We start from the raw sequence: 17,787 nt of genomic DNA, 5'->3' as shown, positions 1-17,787 counted from the left end.
CGGGCGTAAACGACCGTACCGTCAGGTACATGAGGAGGAGAATCACGGTGAGCCGGCGCGAGCAGGGACCGGATCGCGACCTCCGTTACGCCCGCCCTGAGAGCCTCCCGAGAATCCATGTCCGACCTCGCCGCCAAGCCCGCCATGCCGACCGTCGCCGCCGTCAAGCTGAAGGCCGCCCTGATCGGGCTGGCGTCCTACGCCACCTTCACCCTGGCCGACGCCACGGTAAAGCTTCAGAGCGGCGCTTACGCCTTGGCGCAGGTTACGCTGATGCTGGAAATTTCCGCCGGCGTCATCCTGCTCGCCATCGCAGCCATGAGCGGACGGGCGAAGAGCGTCATTCCGCGCCAGCCGGGCTTCACCTACCTGCGCGCGCTGCTCTTGGCGATCGAAACGGCGATGATCTATTACGCCTTCGCCACCATTCCCATGCCGGAAGCCTATGTGATCGCATTCATGTCGCCGATTTTCGTGGCGGTGATGTCATTCCTCGTCTTCAAGGAGCGACTGACGGCCCTGGCCTGGGCGGGCGTGGTGCTCGGCTTTATCGGCGTCATCGTGGCGCTCAGGCCGGGCGCAGGCGGCTTCATGCCGGGCCATCTCGCGGCGATCGGTTCGTCCTTTCTGTTCTCGATCACGCTGGTCATGGTCAAGAAGGCGCATCCGGACGAATCGAACATCGCGCTGGCCTTTGCGCCGGCGCTGCTGCTGGCCATCGGGGCCACAGCCTATCTCGCTTATTCCGGCGAATGGAAGCCGCTGACCCTGCCCGCCGCCGCCACCTTCTTTGCCGGCGGCGCGGCGATCGTCGGCGGCAGCATGTTCCTTGTGCGCGCCTTCCGGCTGGGCGAGCCCTCGCTGGTGGCGCCCACCCAATATAGCCAGATCGTCTGGGGCACGCTGATCAGCTATCTCCTGTTCAACACCGGCATCGACGGCTACACGATCGCCGGCGCCGCCATCATTATCGTCTCCGGCCTGCTCGTGCTGAAATAACCCGACTCGGGCTGGGGACGGGCCGCTTTTTCCGCCCTTCCCGCCTTGCTCCTGATGCGGTCGCCCCCTATAGACCGTGAAAATTCAGGAAGGACGCGCCGCATGGTCTTTTTCCGCACCGCCATCTGCTCGGCATCAAGGGATTGAACGAGCTCGATATCGGATTTCTGCTCGACAAGGCCGACGAGGCCGTCAAGATTTCCCGGCAGCGGGAAAAGAAGACCTCGACGCTTCGAGGCCTCACCCAGATCAATCTGTTCTTCGAAGCCTCCACCCGCACCCAGAGCAGTTTCGAGCTCGCGGGCAAGCGGCTGGGCGCCGACGTGATGAACATGTCGGTCGGCAATTCCTCGGTGAAGAAGGGCGAAACGCTGATCGACACGGCGATGACGCTGAACGCCATGCGCCCCGACGTGCTGGTGATCCGCCATTCCGCCGCCGGCGCCGCCGCGCTTCTGGCGCAGAAAGTCTCCTGCTCCGTCGTCAACGCCGGCGACGGCCAGCATGAACATCCCACCCAGGCGCTGCTCGACGCGCTGACCATCCGCCGCGCCAAGGGCAAGCTGTCGCGCATCATCGTCGCCATCTGCGGCGACGTGCTGCATTCGCGCGTGGCGCGCTCCAATATCCTGCTGCTCAACGCCATGGGCGCGCGCGTGCGCGTCGTCGCGCCCTCGACGCTTTTGCCCTCCGGCATCGCCGATATGGGCTGCGAAGTCTTCCACGACATGAAGGAAGGGCTGAAAGACGCCGATGTGGTGATGATGCTGAGACTCCAGCGCGAGCGCATGGCCGGCTCCTTCGTGCCCTCGGTGCGCGAATATTTCCACCATTACGGCCTCGACGCCGAAAAGCTGAAGGCCGCCAAGGAGGATGCGCTGGTCATGCATCCGGGCCCGATGAACCGCGGCGTCGAAATCGCCTCCGAGATCGCCGATGGTCCGCAAAGCGTGATCGGCGAACAGGTGGAAATGGGCGTGGCGGTGCGCATGGCGGTGATGGAAGCGCTGCTGATCAGCCAGAATTTGGGAGAACGCGCATGAGCGTGACGGTTCTCGATCGGGTCCGCATCATCGACCCTCCCGCGACATGGACGAAGTCGGCGCCATCATCATTCGGGACGGCGTCATCGCCGCCGCCGGCGAGGACGCGCTGAACCAGGGCGCGCCCGAAGGCGCGGTCATCCGCAATTGCCAAGGCCTCGTCGCGACGCCGGGCCTCATCGACGCGCGCGTCTTCACCGGCGAGCCCGGCGGCGAGCACCGCGAGACCATCGCCTCGGCCGGCCGCGCCGCCGCAGCCGGGGGCGTCACCTCCTTCATCATGATGCCGGACACCGATCCGGTGATCGACGACATCGCGCTGGTCGAATTTGTGCGCAAGATGGCGCGCGACGCCTCGCCCGTGCGCGTCTATCCGGCCGCCGCGCTGACCAAGGGCCTGACCGGCGACGAGATGACCGAGGTCGGCCTGCTGAAAGAGGCGGGCGCGGTTGCCTTCACCAATGGCCGCAAGTCGCTGCACAACACCCAGGTGCTGCGCCGGGCGCTCACTTATGCCCGGGATTTCGACGCGGTGATCGCGCTCGAAGCCCGCGACAAATATCTCGGCTCCGAAGGCGTGATGAATGAAGGCTTGCTCGCAAGCTGGCTGGGCCTGTCAGGCATTCCGCGCGAGGCCGAGATCATCCCGCTCGAACGCGATCTCCGCGTCGCCGCCCTCACCCGCGGCCGCTATCACGCCGCGCAACTGTCGGTTCCCGGCTCCGTGGACGCCGTCAAACTCGCTCGCGAGCGCGGCGCCCGCGCCACCTGCGCCGTGTCGATCAACAATCTGGCGCTGAATGAAAACGACATCGGCGAATATCGAAGCTTCTTCAAGCTCTATCCGCCGCTCCGCTCCGAGGACGATCGCGTCGGCATGGTCGAAGCCCTGGCGCGCGGCGATATCGACATCATCGTCTCCTCGCATGATCCGCAGGACGTCGACACCAAGCGCCTGCCCTTCGCCGAGGCCGCCGATGGCGCCATCGGCCTGGAAACGCTGCTCTCGGCGGCGCTCCGGCTGCATCATGATGGCTCCGTGTCGCTGAAACGTCTGATCGACGCGCTGTCCACCCGTCCGGCTGAGATTTTCGGCCTGCCGGGCGGCACGCTGAAGCCGGGCGCGCCCGCGGATGTCACCCTGATCGATCTCGACGAGCCCTGGCTCTGCATCAAGGAAGACCTAATCTCCCGCTCCAAGAACACGCCGTTCGAAAACGCCCGCTTCTCGGGCCGGGCGGTGGCGACTTATGTGGGCGGCAAGCAGGTGTTCGGCCCGTAACGACCACGGCGGGCCTGCGGGCTCGCCCGATATCATAGTTTTTGCCAGCTGATCGCGGCGCAGTCGGCGCTCCGCGCCTATGCGCCAGCGGGATTTCGCGCTAGATACCGGCGCATAGACCATCTACTAGAGGGGGATCGCATGGATTCGCTCACCACCTGGAACATCGCGGCCATGCCCGCGCTCATCGCCCTCATTCTCGGCTATCTCTCGGGCTCGGTGCCGTTCGGCCTGATCCTGACCCGGCTCGCCGGCCTCGGCGATGTCCGTTCGATCGGTTCGGGCAATATCGGCGCGACCAATGTGCTGCGCACCGGCAACAAGAAGCTGGCGGCCGCTACGCTGCTGCTGGATGCGGTCAAGGGCACGGTTCCGGCGGCCCTCGCCTACGCCTTCCTCGGTGTCGAAGCGGGCGTGATCGCCGGTTTTGCGGCCTTTATCGGCCATATCTTCCCGGTCTGGCTGGGCTTCAAGGGCGGCAAGGGCGTGGCGACCTATATCGGCGTGATGTTCGGCCTCAACTGGCGGATGGGTCTGCTTTTTCTGCTGGTCTGGATTGCAACGGCGGCCATCACACGCTACTCTTCTCTATCCGCTCTGGTTGCAATGCTGGTTGTGCCGGTGGTGCAATATCTGACCGGAGATCCGAAGATCGCCGCTGTCGCGGCCGTGATGACGGTCATCGCCTACGCCAAGCATCACGCCAATATTTCCCGGCTGCTGTCGGGCACGGAAAGTAAGATCGGCAAGAAGGGGTAAGGCTCCATGTCCCAGGGGAGCGCCAAGGGAATAGCGCTCTCCGACCGACAAAGGATCGCCTGGCTGAGGCTGATCCGGTCCGACAATGTCGGCCCTGCGACCTTCCGCGATCTCATCAACCATTTCGGCTCCGCCGAAACCGCGCTGGACATGCTGCCGGAACTGTCGGCGCGCGGCGGCTCGACCCGACCGATCCGCGTGGCCAGCCGCGAAGAAGCGGAAGCCGAACTGAACGAAGCGGCCCGACGCGGCGCCCGTTTCATCGGCATTGGCGAGCCGGATTATCCGCAGGCGCTTCGCCAGATCGAGGCGGCCCCGCCGCTGATCGCGGTCGAAGGCGATCCCAAGATTTTGCGCAATGTCGCCGTCGGGGTCGTCGGCTCCCGCAACTGCTCTGTGGCGGGCGCCAAGTTCGCGAGCCTGATCGCCAAGGATTTGGGCCGGGCCAGTTACGCCACCGTCTCCGGACTCGCGCGCGGCATCGACGCCGCCGCCCATCGCGCCAGTCTCGACAGCGGCACGATCGCCATTCTCGCCGGCGGGCTCGACCGTCCCTATCCGCCCGAAAATCTCGATCTGCTGCGCGATATCGTCGCGCGAGGCGGCGCGGCCGTCAGCGAAATGCCGTTCGGCTGGGAGCCGCGCGCCCGCGATTTTCCACGGCGCAACCGCCTGATTGCCGGCATCGGCCTCGGCCTGGTGGTGGTGGAGGCGGCGGAACGGTCGGGCTCGTTGATTACAGCCCGTTACGCCGCCGAATTCGGTCGGCTGGTCTTCGCCGCCCCCGGATCGCCTCTCGACCCGCGCTGCAAGGGCGCCAATGGCCTGATCAAGGACGGCGCGCAGATCGTCACCGAACCGGAGGATGTGATACGGGCGATGGCTCCGATCACCGAGCGCGACCTGTTTTCGCCGCCCGAAGCGCAGGAACCGCCGCGAGAGGGCGACGGCGCGCATCTGTCGCCGCCATCCGACAGCGACCGCCAGCGCATCATCGATGCGCTCGGGCCGAGCCCGGTGGAGATAGACGACGTCATTCGCCACACTGGCGCGTCGGCGCAAACCGTCTATCTCGTGCTCTTGGAGCTTGATCTGGCCGGCAGGCTCTACCGCCACCCCGGCGGCCTGGTGTCGCTCGATATGGCCTGACGCGGCCGCGCCTCGAGCAGGTCGCCTGCCTCGGTAAACGCCATCTCGATCAGATAGACCAGAAGGTCGGCGCGCTCGGCTCGCGCCACCTGGGACAGTTCCGCCAGCATCTGTTTGATATAGGAGATGCGCTCCCAGGAGGTCGCCACGGCCGTGGAGCCTGCTTCCAATCGTCTATCCATCGCACAACCAATCTCTACCTGTGATAGATTCACGAGCCAGTACTGACTTAAGGTTAGTATAGACGACTGATTTCAGATTGCAACAAATTGCATAACATTTTATGGTTGTGGCGCGTTGTATTGATTGCAACGGCGATCCGGAAAGGTTTGTCTGGCCCATGGATTGCATTGCCCAGCGTAGCAAGGCTATAAGCGCGGCGAAGTCTGGACGCCAAGCCAGCAAGATTTCCCTCTCGCAAGCGGCGAAAGGGTCAACAAAACCACAATCTGAAGCCGTCAGGCGGAATGTCGATAATGAATGTAGTGGTGGTGGAATCGCCTGCGAAGGCAAAGACGATCAACAAATATCTCGGTTCGAACTACAAGGTTCTCGCCTCTTTCGGCCATGTGCGCGACCTTCCGGCCAAGGACGGATCGGTCCGTCCGGACGAAGACTTCGAGATGTCCTGGGAAGTCGACGCCGCCTCGCAGAAACGGCTGAACGAAATCGCCGACGCGGTGAAGAAGTCCGACGGACTGTTTCTCGCAACCGACCCGGATCGCGAAGGCGAAGCGATTTCCTGGCACGTTCTCGACATTCTGAAGAAGAAGAAGGTCATCGGCGACAAGCCGGTCAAGCGCGTGGTGTTCAACGCCATCACCAAGAAGGCCGTGCTCGACGCGATGGCCGATCCGCGCGACATCGACGCGCCGCTCGTCGACGCCTATCTCGCCCGCCGCGCGCTGGATTACCTCGTCGGCTTCAACCTCTCGCCGGTGCTGTGGCGCAAGCTTCCCGGCGCGAAATCTGCAGGCCGCGTGCAGTCCGTGGCGCTGCGTCTGGTCTGCGACCGCGAAGCCGAGATCGAACGCTTCGTCGCCGAGGAATACTGGAACATCGTGGCGCTCTTGCGGACACCCCGCAACGACACGTTCGAAGCCCGGTTGGTTTCGGCAGACGGCAAGAAGCTTCAGCCCCGCTCCATCGGCGACGGCGTGCAGGCGAAAGACCTGAAGTCCATGCTGGAAGGCGCGTCCTATCGCGTCGAAAGCATCGAGGCCAAGCCCGTCAAGCGCAATCCTTCGCCGCCCTTCACCACCTCGACGCTGCAGCAGGCGGCCTCCTCCCGCCTTGGCTTCTCCGCCTCGCGCACCATGCAGGTGGCGCAGAAGCTCTACGAAGGCATGGATATCGGCGGCGAAGTCGCCGGTCTCATCACCTATATGCGTACCGACGGCGTGCAGATGGCGCCGGAAGCGATCGACGCGGCCCGCAGCGCCATCGGCCAGCAATTCGGCGCCCGCTATGTGCCGGATAAGGCGCGGCTCTATTCCACCAAGGCCAAGAACGCCCAGGAAGCCCACGAAGCCATCCGCCCGACCGACTTCACCCGCACGCCGGACAGCGTGCGCAAGTTCCTCGACGCCGACCAGTTCCGTCTCTATGACCTGATCTGGAAGCGCGGCATCGCCAGCCAGATGGCGAGCGCCGACATCGAGCGAACCACGGCCGAAATCATCGCGGAGAACGCCGGACGCGTCGCCGGCCTTCGCGCCGTCGGTTCGGTGATCAAGTTCGACGGCTTCATCGCCGCCTATACCGATCAGCGCGAGGAGATCGAGGACAATTCCGGCGAGGAGGAAGACGGCCGCTTGCCGGATATCCGCGCCAAGGAAAGCCTCGCCAAGGAAAAGATCGACGCCAGCCAGCACTTCACCGAGCCGCCGCCGCGCTATTCGGAAGCGACGCTGATCAAGCGCATGGAAGAACTCGGCATCGGCCGGCCCTCAACCTATGCGTCCACCCTCGCGACGCTGCGCGATCGCGGCTATGTCGCGATCGACAAGCGCAAGCTCGTACCGGACGCCAAAGGCCGCATCGTCACTACCTTCCTGGAAAATTTCTTCACACGCTATGTGGAGTATGATTTCACCGCCTCGCTCGAGGAGAAGCTCGACAGCATCTCCGCCGGCGATTTGAACTGGAAGGACGTGTTGCGCGATTTCTGGAAGGAGTTCTTCTCCCAGATCGAGCAAACCAAGGAGCTTCGCGTCTCCGACGTCATCGACGCGATGAACGAGGCGCTGGCGCCGCTGCTGTTTCCGGCCCGCGCAGACGGCGGCGATCCGCGGGTGTGCCAGGTCTGCGGCACCGGCAAGCTGTCGCTGAAGCTCGGCCGCTATGGCGCCTTCATCGGCTGCTCCAACTATCCGGATTGCAATTTCACCCGGCAATTGTCGGCGGATTCCGCGGATGCCGAAGGCTCGGTGTCGAGCGAACCCGTCTCCTTCGGCGCCGATCCGATGACCGGAGAGGACATCTCGCTGCGTTCGGGCCGTTTCGGACCTTACGTCCAGCGCGGCGACGGCAAGGAGGCCAAGCGCGCCAGCCTGCCCAAGGGCTGGACACCCGACAGCATGGACCATGAAAAGGCGCTTGCGCTTCTCAACCTGCCGCGCGATGTCGGCCAACACCCCGAAACCGGCAAGATGATCTCCGCCGGCATCGGCCGCTATGGACCGTTCCTGCTGCATGACGGCGGCTACGCCAATCTGGAAAGCGTCGAGGACGTCTTCTCGATCGGTCTCAACCGCGCCGTCTCAGTGATCGCCGACAAGGCCGCCAAGGGTCCCGGTCGCGGCCGCTCGGCGCCCGCCGCGCTCAAGGAGCTCGGCGACCATCCCGACGGCGGCAAGATCACCGTCCGCGACGGCAAATACGGTCCTTACGTCAATTGGGAAAAGGTCAACGCCACCATTCCCAAGGGCACGGATCCGCAAAGCGTCACGATCGAACAGGCTCTGGTCCTGATCGCGGAACGCGCGGCCAAGGCGGGCGTTGGTAAGAAGCCGGCCGCCAAGAAGGCGCCGGCGAAGAAGGCCGCTGCTGCGGACGCCGAGGGCGCTGCGCCCAAGAAGGCGGCGACGAAGGCCAAGACGACGAAGACCGCCGCCAAGACCGCGACGGCCAAGACCAGCGCGACCAAGACCAAGGCCGCTGCCAAGACGAAATCGAAGGAGAGCTGAGCTCAGTGTCCAAGGCGCCGAGATCCCGGACGGGCAAACCGGATCAGAAAACCACCAGCCGTTCCGCAATCATTCAGGGCGTGGCGCCGACGCGCGAGGTTCTCCTCGAATTCATTCAGGACAATCCCGATCTCGCCACCAAGCGCGACATCGCCAAGGCGTTCGGCCTGAAGGGCGAGCAGCGCATCGAGCTGAAAGAGCTTCTGCGCTCGCTCGAGGACGACGGCATGGTGGAGAAGAACCGCAAGACGCTGATGCGTCCCGGCTCGCTGCCGCCCGTCACCGTGCTCGACATCACGCTGCGCGATTCCTCGGGCGAGCTGATCGCCCGGCCCGCAGAATGGGACGACGAGAACGGCGTGGCGCCCGCTGTGCTGATCCGCCGCTCCTCCGAACGGTCGAAGTCGAAAGCGCCGGTGGCGGGTTTGGGCGATCGCGTCGTCGCCAAGATCTTCGTCAACAAGGATCGCGGCGGCCCGGCCTATACGGCCCGCGTCGTCAAGATCATCGACAAGCGCAAGAACGCGGCGCTGGGCGTGTTTCGCTCCCAGGGCGCGGGCGGCCGCATCATGCCGATCGAAAAGCGCGGCATGGAGATCGAGGTCGATCCCTCCTTCGTCGGCGACGCCAAGGACGGCGATCTGGTCGAGGTCGAAACGCTGAAAATCGGCCGCTTCGGCCTGCAGCGCGCCAAGGTGGTTTCGGTGATCGGCTCGGTCGCTTCGGAAAAGGCGATTTCGATGATCGCCATCCACGCCCATGGCATTCCCCACATTTTCCCGGACGCCGTATTGCGCGAGGCCGACGAAGCCGGCCCCGCCGACATGAAGGATCGCGACGACTGGCGGCATCTGCCGCTGATCACCATCGACCCCGCCGACGCCAAAGACCATGACGACGCCGTCTGGGCCGAGCCCGATCCCTCGCCCGACAATCCGGGCGGCGTGATCGTCGTCGTCGCCATCGCCGACGTCTCCTATTATGTCCGCTCCTTTTCGGGTCTCGATCGCGAAGCGCTGAAGCGCGGCAATTCGGTCTATTTCCCCGACCGCGTCGTGCCCATGCTGCCGGAGCGGATTTCCAACGATCTCTGCTCCCTCAAGGAAAATGTCGACCGCCCGGCGCTCGCCGTGCGCATGATCTTCTCAAGGAAGGCCGCAAGGCCGGCCACACCTTCCATCGCATCATGATGCGCAGCGCCGCCAAGCTCTCCTACCAGCAGGCCCAGGCGGCGATCGACGGCGCGCCCGACGACAAGACCGGCCCGCTGCTGGAACCGATCCTCAAGCCGCTCTGGGACGCCTATGCGATCCTGAAGAACGGCCGCGACCGTCGCCAGCCGCTCGAACTCGACATGCCCGAGCGCAAGATCCTCCTGAAGCCCGACGGCACGGTCGATCGCGTCTATGTGCCGGAACGGCTGGACGCGCACAAGCTCATCGAAGAGATGATGATCCAGGCCAATGTCTGCGCCGCCGAGACCTTGGAGACCAAGAAACAGCCGCTGATCTATCGCGTCCATGATCAGCCTTCCTTGGCCAAACAGGAGACGCTCCGGCAATTCCTGGTCACCCTCGACATCACGCTGGCGCACGGCGCTTTGCGCTCCAACAATTTCAATACGATCCTCCAGAAGGCCGACGGCAAGCCCTATCAGGCCATGGTCAACGAGATGGTGCTGCGTTCGCAGAGCCAGGCCGTCTACAGCCCCGCCAATATGGGTCATTTCGGCCTGAACCTGTTGCGCTACGCCCATTTCACCTCGCCGATCCGCCGCTATGCCGACCTGATCGTGCACCGGGCGCTGGTCGCCTCGCTCGGGCTCGGCGCGGGCGGGCTGCGGCCCGAGGAGGAAGAGCAACTCGAGGATATCGCCGCCGAGATCTCCACCTTCGAACGCCGCGCCATGGCGGCCGAACGCGAGACGATCGAGCGGCTGATCGCCCATCATCTCGCCGGCCGCATCGGCGAGGAATTCGACGGCCGCATTTCCGGCGTCACCAAGTCGGGACTATTTGTCTCACTGCCCGCCTATGGCGCCGACGGCTTCGTGCCCGTATCTACGATCGGCCGCGACTACTATATCTACGACGAGGCGCATCAGGCCCTGACCGGTGACAAATCCGGCCTCGGCTTCCGGCTGGGCGATCCCGTGAGGGTGAGGCTCGCCGAAGCGGTTCCGCTTGCCGGAGCGCTGCGTTTCGATATTCTGAGCGAGGGCCGCAAAATGCCGACGGCCACGCGCTCCTTCCACAAATCGGGTAAGCGCGGACGCGAACCGGCGCGCAAGACGCCGGGCACAAGACCGCCTCGTGGGAGACGGTGACCCAAAGCCCAAGGAGAGACCCATGGCCGAGATCGAAGACAGCGCAGTCTGGACCAATGCACCGGCGAGCGAACGCCCGCCGCGCGACATCTGGGGCGCCGTCAAGCGAGGCCTGTTCTGCCGCTGCCCGCATTGCGGCCAAGGTCGCCTGTTCAAGGCCTATCTGAAACCGGTCGACGTCTGCTCGGTCTGCGGCGAAGACATGACCCATCAGCGCGCCGACGATCTGCCGGCCTATCTCTCCATCGTCGTGGTCGGCCATATCGTGGTCGGCGGCTTCATGATGACCGATCTCGTCTGGCCGGCGTCCAACTGGACGCATCTGGCCATCTGGACGCCGGTGACCCTGCTGTTGGCGTTGACGACCATTCAGCCCATCAAGGGCGCTGTCATCGGACTGCAATGGGGCGCGCGTATGCACGGATTCGGTGGAGAAGAACCGAAGCCCGAATCCTGACATCTTTAAAAATTACCGGAAAATGCGCGTCCAGGCTTTGAAATCCGGCCCTGAGCCGTCTAACTGTCTGGAGCCGCCGGCGAGACACGCGTGTGCGCAGCGAGCAGGAATCGAGCCCTTGAAAGTGAAGTTTGCATGAGTGAACCCTTGGGAGGCGAGAGCGAGGCGATCCATTGGCCTTCGCTGATCGCTGCGATTGCGTCCATCTCCGCCGTGGGCATCGCCATCGGTCTCGGGCTTCCTCTCTTGTCGTTGCTGCTCGAACAGCGCGGAATTCCCTCGTCGCTGAACGGCCTGAACACCGCCACCGCCGGCATCGCCGCGATGATCGCGGCCCCGATCACCACCAAGCTCGCCCATGATTACGGCGTGGCGACCACCATGATCTGGGCGGTTTTCGTCGCCGCGATCAGTTCGCTCGGCTTCTACTATATCGAGAATTTCTGGGCCTGGTTTCCGCTGCGCATCGTCTTCCACGGCGCAACGACCACGCTGTTCATTCTGTCGGAATTCTGGATCAACCACGCGGCGCCGCCGTCGAAACGCGGTTTCGTGCTCGGCGTCTACGCCACGGTCTTGTCCATGGGCTTCGCCGGCGGCACGGCGATCTTCTCGCTGGTCGGAACGCAGGGCGTGCTGCCCTTCGTGATCGGCGCGCTGGTGATCACGCTGGCCGCGATCCCGATCTTCATCGCCCGCAAGGAAAGCCCCTATCTCGACGAGAAGCCGCGCCAGCATTTCCTGCGCTATACATTCGCCGTGCCGACCGCCATCATGGGAGTGTTCGTCTTCGGCGCGGTCGAAGCGGGCGGGCTGGCTTTGCTTCCGGTCTATGCGACGCGTTTGGGCTTCACCGAATCCCAGGCGAGCACGCTGCTGACGGTGATGGCGATCGGCAATGTGGCGCTGCAGATCCCGATCGGACTGATGGCGGACCGCATTCGCGACCGCCGCCTCTTGCTTCTGACCATGGGCGTGATCGGTCTCATCGGCGCTTTCCTGCTGCCGCATGCGTCGTCCTCCTGGGTCAAGCTCGCGGTGCTGCTCTTGATCTGGGGCGGCGTGGTCGCCGGTCTCTACACGGTCGGTCTGAGTCTCATAGGGCAGCGATTCTCGGGCTCCGACCTCGCCGCCGCCAACGCGGCATTCATTTTCTTCTATGCGGTCGGCACGGTGGCCGGTCCTGCGGCGATCGGCGCGGGCATGGATCTCGGCGGAACCGATGGTTTCGCCTGGACTTTGACGGCCTTCTTCGTGGTCTTCGTGGTCTTCGCTCTCTACCGCCTGATTTTTCATCCGCGCCGGACTTGACTTTCCAGGCTTTATGCGTAGTTTCGCGCCAGATTTCGCCGTGGCCTCACCGGTTTTCACGGCGTCAACTTTTTAAGGGCAGTACGACCATGGCGAAAGCAACCACCATCAAGATCAAGCTTCTCTCGACGGCTGACACCGGCACGTTCTACGTGACCACCAAGAACAGCCGCACCTTCACCGAGAAGATGGTCAAGACCAAGTATGACCCGGTCGTGCGCAAGCACGTCGAGTTCAAGGAAACCAAGATCAAGTAATCTTGGTCTTCCGGTTCCGGAATGAGAGCGCGTCGCCTACCGGCTGACGCGCTTTTTGTTTGTGTGGATCAACGGATGTCGCGACGCCGGAAAGACTGGATGACCGCGCCCAAAACCGACACCGCGATTTCAGCCGGGCTGATTGCGCCGATATCGAGCCCGATGGGCGCATCGATGCGGGCGATCCGATCCTCGGTCAGGCCAAGCGCCAACAACCGCTCCACCCGCTTTGCATGCGTCTTGCGGCTGCCGAGCGCGCCGACATAGAAGCAGCCGGCCCTCAAGCCTGCAGCGATCGGAAAGTCGTCGATCTTCGGATCATGCGTCACCGCGATCAGCGCCGTATAGGCGTCGAGCGGCCGCGCCTCCAACACATCCTCCGGCCAATCGGCGACGAGATCGACGCCCTCGAACCTTTCCGGCGTCGCGAAAGCGGTGCGCGGATCGATGACGCTCAAATCAAAGCCGGCAATGGCCGCTATCGGCGCCAACGCCTGTGTGATGTGGACGGCGCCGATGGCGACGATGCGCGGCGGCGGAACCTGGACATTGAGGAACAAACGCTTTCCGTCGATCTCGACCTGCACCGATTTACCGGTGCGAAAAGCCGATCTGACGGCTGCGGCGAGACTGTCGTCGACAACCTCTCCCTCCGCAATCAACCGCCCGTCGCCCTGATCGAGATCCGCGACATAGACGGACGCGCGCCGCTCCGCCCTCAGCGCGTTCAACCGGACGAGATCCGCGCGCTTCATCAGGCGATCCTTTCCACATAGACGGCGATGCGGCCGCCGCAGGACAGGCCCACGCGCCAGGCGGTCTCGTCGGCGACGCCGAATTCCAGCAGTTTCGCCTCGCCCGAGGCGATGACGTCCTGCGCCTCGGAAATGACAGCGCCTTCCACGCAGCCGCCGGACACCGAGCCTTCGAAATTGCCGTCGGCGTCGATCACCAGATGCGACCCCACCGGTCGCGGCGCCGAGCCCCAGGTTTCGATGACGGTGGCGAGCGCCACGCTGCGGCCCTCTCCGGTCCAAGCCTCTGCGATATCCAGCGGATCATGCGGCATGGCGGTCAGTCCTTTCGTCTTTCGGGCAGGAAACGGCGCGGATCGGCGTCGCGCGAGGGGACGCTAGACAGCGCTTTGGCGAGATCGCCGATGGCGTCCAGATTATGCACGGCCCTGAGTTCGTCGACATGGGCGGCCATGGCGATGACGCCGCGCGCCCGCGCCTCGAAACCCTCGAAGCGCAGCAGCGGATTGAGCCAGATCAGCCGGCGGCAGGAGCGATGCAGCCGGTCGGTCTCCTGGGCCAAGAGTGCGGCGTCGTCGCGCTCCAGCCCGTCGGTGATCAGCAGCACGGTCGCGCCCTGCCCCAGAACCCGGCGCGCCCAGCGACGGTTGAATTCCTTGAGCGTCTCGCCGATGCGGGTGCCGCCCGACCAGTCCTTGACCGAGCCGAGGCAGAGCGCCACCGCCTCGTCGGGATCGCGGTGACGCATGGCGCGCGTGACGTTGGTCAGCCGCGTGCCAAACACGAACGTATGCACCCGCTTGCGGCGCTCGGTCAGCACATGCATGAAATGCAGGAAGATGCGCGAATACTGACTCATCGAGCCGGAGATATCGGCGAGCACCACCAGGGGCGGCTGCACCCGCCGGCGTTTGCGCCATTTCGGCAGCATCAGGTCGCCGCCGGTGCGCATGGCCGCCCGCAGCGTGGCGCGGGCGTCGAAGCGGACGGGACGCTTGGAGGGCTCGAAGCGCCGGGTCAGAACCTCGTCCATCGGCAGCGTGAGTTTCGCGAGCGCCGCCCGCGCCTCGCGCAGTTCGACGGCGCTCATCTGCGCGAAATCCATCTGCCGGAACGTCTCACGCTCGGAGACGGAGAAGCGGGAATCGATCTCGATCTCTTGCCGTTCCCGCGTCTGCTCGGGCCGTTCGGCGTAGAGCGCATCCGTGGCGCGCGCCTGCGCCGGGCGCGGCTTTTCCTTCTCTCCCAGATCCGGCGTCATCCGCGACAGCATCTGGATCAGCTTGCCCTCGAAATCTCGCGGCCGCCAGAAAATCTCGAACACTTCGTCGAACACGGCCATGTCTTCATGCCGCTTGACCAGCGTGGCCGACAGCGCCGTGTGGAATTCGTCGCGGGAGCCGACCCCGATCGCTTCCGCCGCCTCGATCGCGTCGATCACCGCGCCCGGGCCGATCTTCAGGCCGGCGCGGCGCAGGGCGCGGGAAAAATGCACGATATTGTCGGCGAAGCGGCCCGCGCCCGGCGCGACCGGGGAACGACGAGACCGTCCTGAACGCTCGAACGACCCTCGATCATGGCCTCGCCTAGCCCGCCGCCAACAGTTCGGCCTTGACGGCGTCAAGCGCCTGGCGCCCCTCGCCGCCCTGAATTCGAGCGATGTCTTCCTGATATTTGAGCAGCGCGCCGACCGTGTCGGAAATGGTTTCGGGATCGAGCGCGACGCGATCGAGTTCGGTGAGCGCGGTGGCCCAGTCGATCGTCTCGGCGATTCCAGGATTCTTGAACAGATCGAGCGTCCTCAGCCGCTGCACATAACCGACGATTTCGGAGGCCAGCCGCTCGTTGCAACCGGGAACCTTGCGCTTCACGATGGCGAGTTCCAGTGATGCGCTGGGATAATCGACCCAGTGATAGAGGCAACGGCGCTTGAGCGCGTCATGCACTTCGCGGGTGCGATTGGTGGTGATGATGACGAGCGGCGGCTCGGCGGCCTTGATCGTGCCGAACTCCGGGATCGTCACCTGATAATCGGACAGGATTTCGAGCAGGAAGGCTTCGAAAGCTTCGTCGGTGCGGTCGAGTTCGTCGATCAGAAACACCGGCGCCGCGCCCGAGGCATTGGATAGAGCCTGCAGCACCGGCCGACGAATCAGATGCTTTTCCGAAAACAAATCTTTTTCGAGCCGTCCGCGATCAGTGACGCCTTCGGCCTCCGCCAGTCGGATATCCAGCATCTGGGCCGGGTAATTCCATTCATAGACGGCGGAGGAGACGTCGAGCCCCTCATAGCATTGCAGCCGGATGAGCTCGCGGCCCAGCCCCTTGGCAAGCACCTTGGCGATCTCCGTCTTGCCGACGCCGGCGTCGCCTTCGAGAAACAGCGGCCGCTTTAGCTTCAGCGCGAGATAGAGCACTGTGGCGAGCGGCCGACCGGCCAGATAATCCTGACCTTCCAGAAGCCGCAGCGTTTCGTCGATCGAAGCGGGCAGCGCGGTCTGGACCATCAGGCGAACTCCTCTCGACCCGGCGCGACGCGCGGGCATCCGTCCGCGCCAGACTACAGCGAATGATAGGAGCGGTCCATATAGACCAGCGCGGCATCCTGACCGCCCAGTCGCAGAGATGCGACTTCGCCGATCAAAATCGTATGGGTCGTGTAAGGAATCATCTGTGCAATGCGGCAATCATAGGTCGCCACGGCATCCTTGAGCGCCGGCGCGCCGGTGGCCAGCACGTCCCACTCGCCCCGGGCGAAGCGCTCGTCCATGGTCAGCTTTTCCAGACCGGAAAACGCATGGCTCAGCGGCTGGTGATGGGCCGCAAGCGAATTGAGCGCGAAGACGCCGCTGTCGAAAAAGATCTTGTTCTTCTCATTATGGTGGTTGAGGCAGACGAGCACCGTCGGCGGCGCGTCCGACACCGAGCAGGCCGCCGTGACCGCCACGCCGCGTCTCTCGCCGTTGAACGCCGTGGTGACGATCTGCACATGTCCGGCATAACGCGCCATGGCGTCGCGATAGAGTTTGGATTCGACCAATGTCTTCCCGCCTTCGTTTGTTTGGTGACAGGCTATATACAGATGAAGGATTGAAAAAGTTCGAAGCGACGCGATAGGCGCTTGCGAAATTGCGCCAATACGGCTTTTGATGCGCATTCATCCCCAGGGGACGAAAACCTATGTCGATCAAGCCGTTCCTCCTCGCCGCCCTCGTCGCGGCGTTCGCGCCTTCAGCGCTGTCCGCGCCGATCAAGATCGCCGTCGTGGCGCCGGAGGGCGACGCGCTGGGACTGCTGGGCGATCAGGCGCGGCGCGGAGCGAACGCCGCAGCCGGCGACAGAGCTCAACTGGTGATGCTGAGCGAGAGTTGCGAGGACGGCTCCGGCCCGAAACTCGCCGACATGATCAAGGCGGCGGGCGTCCAGGCGGCGGTGGGCTTTCTCTGCACGGACTCGCTCGACGGATCGCTCGCGCCCCTATCCGAAGCGAAGATCCCGGTGATCACCATCGGCATCCGCGCGCCCATCCCCATGGAAGACGCGCTCAGGCATGGCTGGCCGCTCTTTCGCCTCGCGCCGGGCCCGCAGGCCGAACGCGAACGTCTCGCCGAGACCATCCGCCGCTATTGGGCCGACAAACCCTTCGCCATTCTCGACGACGGCACGATCACCAGCCGCGACACCGCCGAATGGGTGCGCAATGCGCTGGAGACGCAGGGGCTGAAACCGACCTTCACCGATACGTTCCGCCCTGCCCAGGAGGTGCAGACGCAGCTCATGCGGCGGCTTGCCAAAGCCGGCGTCACCCATGTCTTCGCCGCCGCCGACCGCGCGGACATGGCGGTGATGGCGCGCGACGCCAAGAAAGCGGGCCTGCCGCTGGTCTTCCTCGGCGGCGACGCCTTGAACGCCGTGGATATGGATGCGCCGCTGGAATCGGGCGTCCTCGCCGTGACGACGCCCGACTGGACCGAGCAGCCGGACGCCAAGGCGATCGTCGAGGCGCTGGCCGCCACCGGGCAGTCTGCCGATGGCTACGCCCTGCCCGCGGCGGCGGCGGCGTGACCATCGCTATCGACGCCGCCGAAATTTCCGCCAACAGCGGCGCCGACCTCGCCGAAGCGCTTGTCGACACGCCGTTCGACACCGCCATAGGGCCAGTCCGCTTCACCAAGAGCCATGAACTGGAGACCAATCCCTTCACGCTCATGCGCTGGACGGGTGAGCGCTTCGAGCCGGCCGTGACGGTGGAGTAAGTCGC

At 64.5% G+C, this 17,787-nt stretch carries 16 protein-coding genes and 2 pseudogenes; 12 read left to right on the top strand and 6 right to left on the bottom strand.

Translation table 11 applies throughout. From position 1 onward, the window contains the following. Window positions 1–117 precede the first annotated feature (117 nt). From H2O14_RS00910 to dprA, 5 genes and pseudogenes are all read left to right on the top strand, one after another. Window positions 118–999, top strand: coding sequence for a DMT family transporter (locus H2O14_RS00910; protein ID WP_182826137.1), 882 nt, complete (start codon window positions 118–120; stop codon window positions 997–999). Between the two features lie 125 nt (window positions 1,000–1,124). Beyond that, window positions 1,125–2,042 (top strand): aspartate carbamoyltransferase catalytic subunit, encoded by a 918-nt coding sequence (locus H2O14_RS00905; protein ID WP_182829237.1) that lies wholly within the window; start codon window positions 1,125–1,127, stop codon window positions 2,040–2,042. Further along, a pseudogene (locus H2O14_RS00900) lies at window positions 2,039–3,324 on the top strand (dihydroorotase). Before H2O14_RS00905 ends, H2O14_RS00900 begins: the two are co-directional and overlap by 4 nt. 141 nt (window positions 3,325–3,465) lie before the next feature. Then, a complete protein-coding gene (plsY, locus tag H2O14_RS00895; protein WP_182826135.1) occupies window positions 3,466–4,083 on the top strand; it encodes a glycerol-3-phosphate 1-O-acyltransferase PlsY in 618 nt (205 codons plus the stop codon). Window positions 4,084–4,089: 6 nt separating this feature from the next. After that, complete coding sequence (gene dprA, locus H2O14_RS00890; protein WP_182826133.1) at window positions 4,090–5,232, top strand: DNA-processing protein DprA; 1,143 nt, start codon at window positions 4,090–4,092, stop codon at window positions 5,230–5,232. Here the strand turns inward: dprA and H2O14_RS00885 are convergent. Then, complete coding sequence (locus H2O14_RS00885) at window positions 5,190–5,402, bottom strand: hypothetical protein (protein ID WP_312858531.1); 213 nt, start codon at window positions 5,400–5,402, stop codon at window positions 5,190–5,192. The genes dprA and H2O14_RS00885 overlap by 43 nt on opposite strands. A gap of 306 nt (window positions 5,403–5,708) precedes the next feature. Between H2O14_RS00885 and topA the strand changes: the two genes are divergently transcribed. The 5 genes and pseudogenes from topA (at window position 5,709) to rpmG (ending at window position 12,771) form a co-directional block, all read left to right on the top strand. Beyond that, window positions 5,709–8,420: a type I DNA topoisomerase gene (gene topA, locus H2O14_RS00880; protein ID WP_182826131.1), complete on the top strand. Its 2,712-nt coding sequence runs from the start codon at window positions 5,709–5,711 to the stop codon at window positions 8,418–8,420. 5 nt (window positions 8,421–8,425) lie between these two features. Further along, window positions 8,426–10,746, top strand: a pseudogene (rnr, locus tag H2O14_RS00875) (ribonuclease R). Window positions 10,747–10,768: 22 nt separating this feature from the next. Then, window positions 10,769–11,203, top strand: coding sequence for a DUF983 domain-containing protein (locus tag H2O14_RS00870; RefSeq protein WP_182826130.1), 435 nt, complete (start codon window positions 10,769–10,771; stop codon window positions 11,201–11,203). A gap of 135 nt (window positions 11,204–11,338) precedes the next feature. Next, complete coding sequence (locus H2O14_RS00865) at window positions 11,339–12,514, top strand: MFS transporter (protein WP_182826129.1); 1,176 nt, start codon at window positions 11,339–11,341, stop codon at window positions 12,512–12,514. A gap of 89 nt (window positions 12,515–12,603) precedes the next feature. Beyond that, the gene (gene rpmG, locus H2O14_RS00860; protein ID WP_137153468.1) at window positions 12,604–12,771 is read left to right on the top strand and encodes a 50S ribosomal protein L33; all 168 of its coding nucleotides are present in this window, start codon (window positions 12,604–12,606) and stop codon (window positions 12,769–12,771) included. 68 nt (window positions 12,772–12,839) lie between these two features. Here rpmG and H2O14_RS00855 read toward each other — a convergent pair whose 3' ends face one another. From H2O14_RS00855 to H2O14_RS00835, 5 genes are all read right to left on the bottom strand, one after another. Next, window positions 12,840–13,526: an XdhC family protein gene (locus H2O14_RS00855; protein ID WP_182826128.1), complete on the bottom strand. Its 687-nt coding sequence runs from the start codon at window positions 13,524–13,526 to the stop codon at window positions 12,840–12,842. Further along, window positions 13,526–13,840 carry an XdhC family protein gene (locus tag H2O14_RS00850; RefSeq protein ID WP_409526888.1) on the bottom strand — a complete coding sequence of 105 codons (315 nt, stop codon included), beginning with the start codon at window positions 13,838–13,840 and terminating at the stop codon, window positions 13,526–13,528. Before H2O14_RS00850 ends, H2O14_RS00855 begins: the two co-directional genes overlap by 1 nt. A 5-nt stretch (window positions 13,841–13,845) precedes the next feature. Further along, window positions 13,846–15,024 carry a VWA domain-containing protein gene (locus H2O14_RS00845; protein ID WP_312858647.1) on the bottom strand — a complete coding sequence of 393 codons (1,179 nt, stop codon included), beginning with the start codon at window positions 15,022–15,024 and terminating at the stop codon, window positions 13,846–13,848. 88 nt (window positions 15,025–15,112) lie between these two features. Further along, window positions 15,113–16,033: an AAA family ATPase gene (locus H2O14_RS00840; RefSeq protein WP_182826126.1), complete on the bottom strand. Its 921-nt coding sequence runs from the start codon at window positions 16,031–16,033 to the stop codon at window positions 15,113–15,115. A 53-nt stretch (window positions 16,034–16,086) separates the two neighbouring features. Then, window positions 16,087–16,536, bottom strand: coding sequence for a flavin reductase (locus H2O14_RS00835; RefSeq protein WP_246697491.1), 450 nt, complete (start codon window positions 16,534–16,536; stop codon window positions 16,087–16,089). A gap of 170 nt (window positions 16,537–16,706) precedes the next feature. Between H2O14_RS00835 and H2O14_RS00830 the strand changes: the two genes are divergently transcribed. Both H2O14_RS00830 and H2O14_RS00825 read left to right on the top strand, forming a co-directional pair. Then, window positions 16,707–17,591: an ABC transporter substrate-binding protein gene (locus tag H2O14_RS00830; RefSeq protein WP_182826123.1), complete on the top strand. Its 885-nt coding sequence runs from the start codon at window positions 16,707–16,709 to the stop codon at window positions 17,589–17,591. Beyond that, complete coding sequence (locus H2O14_RS00825; protein ID WP_182826121.1) at window positions 17,588–17,782, top strand: hypothetical protein; 195 nt, start codon at window positions 17,588–17,590, stop codon at window positions 17,780–17,782. The genes H2O14_RS00830 and H2O14_RS00825 overlap by 4 nt, the downstream gene beginning before the upstream one ends. Window positions 17,783–17,787: the final 5 nt, after the last annotated feature.

The organism is Rhizobium sp. G21 (assembly GCF_014158035.1).
Lineage (GTDB): Bacteria > Pseudomonadota > Alphaproteobacteria > Rhizobiales > Rhizobiaceae > Rhizobium_E.
The sequence above is the reverse complement of the archived record's forward strand: the minus strand, read 5'-3'. Positions and strand labels throughout refer to the sequence as shown.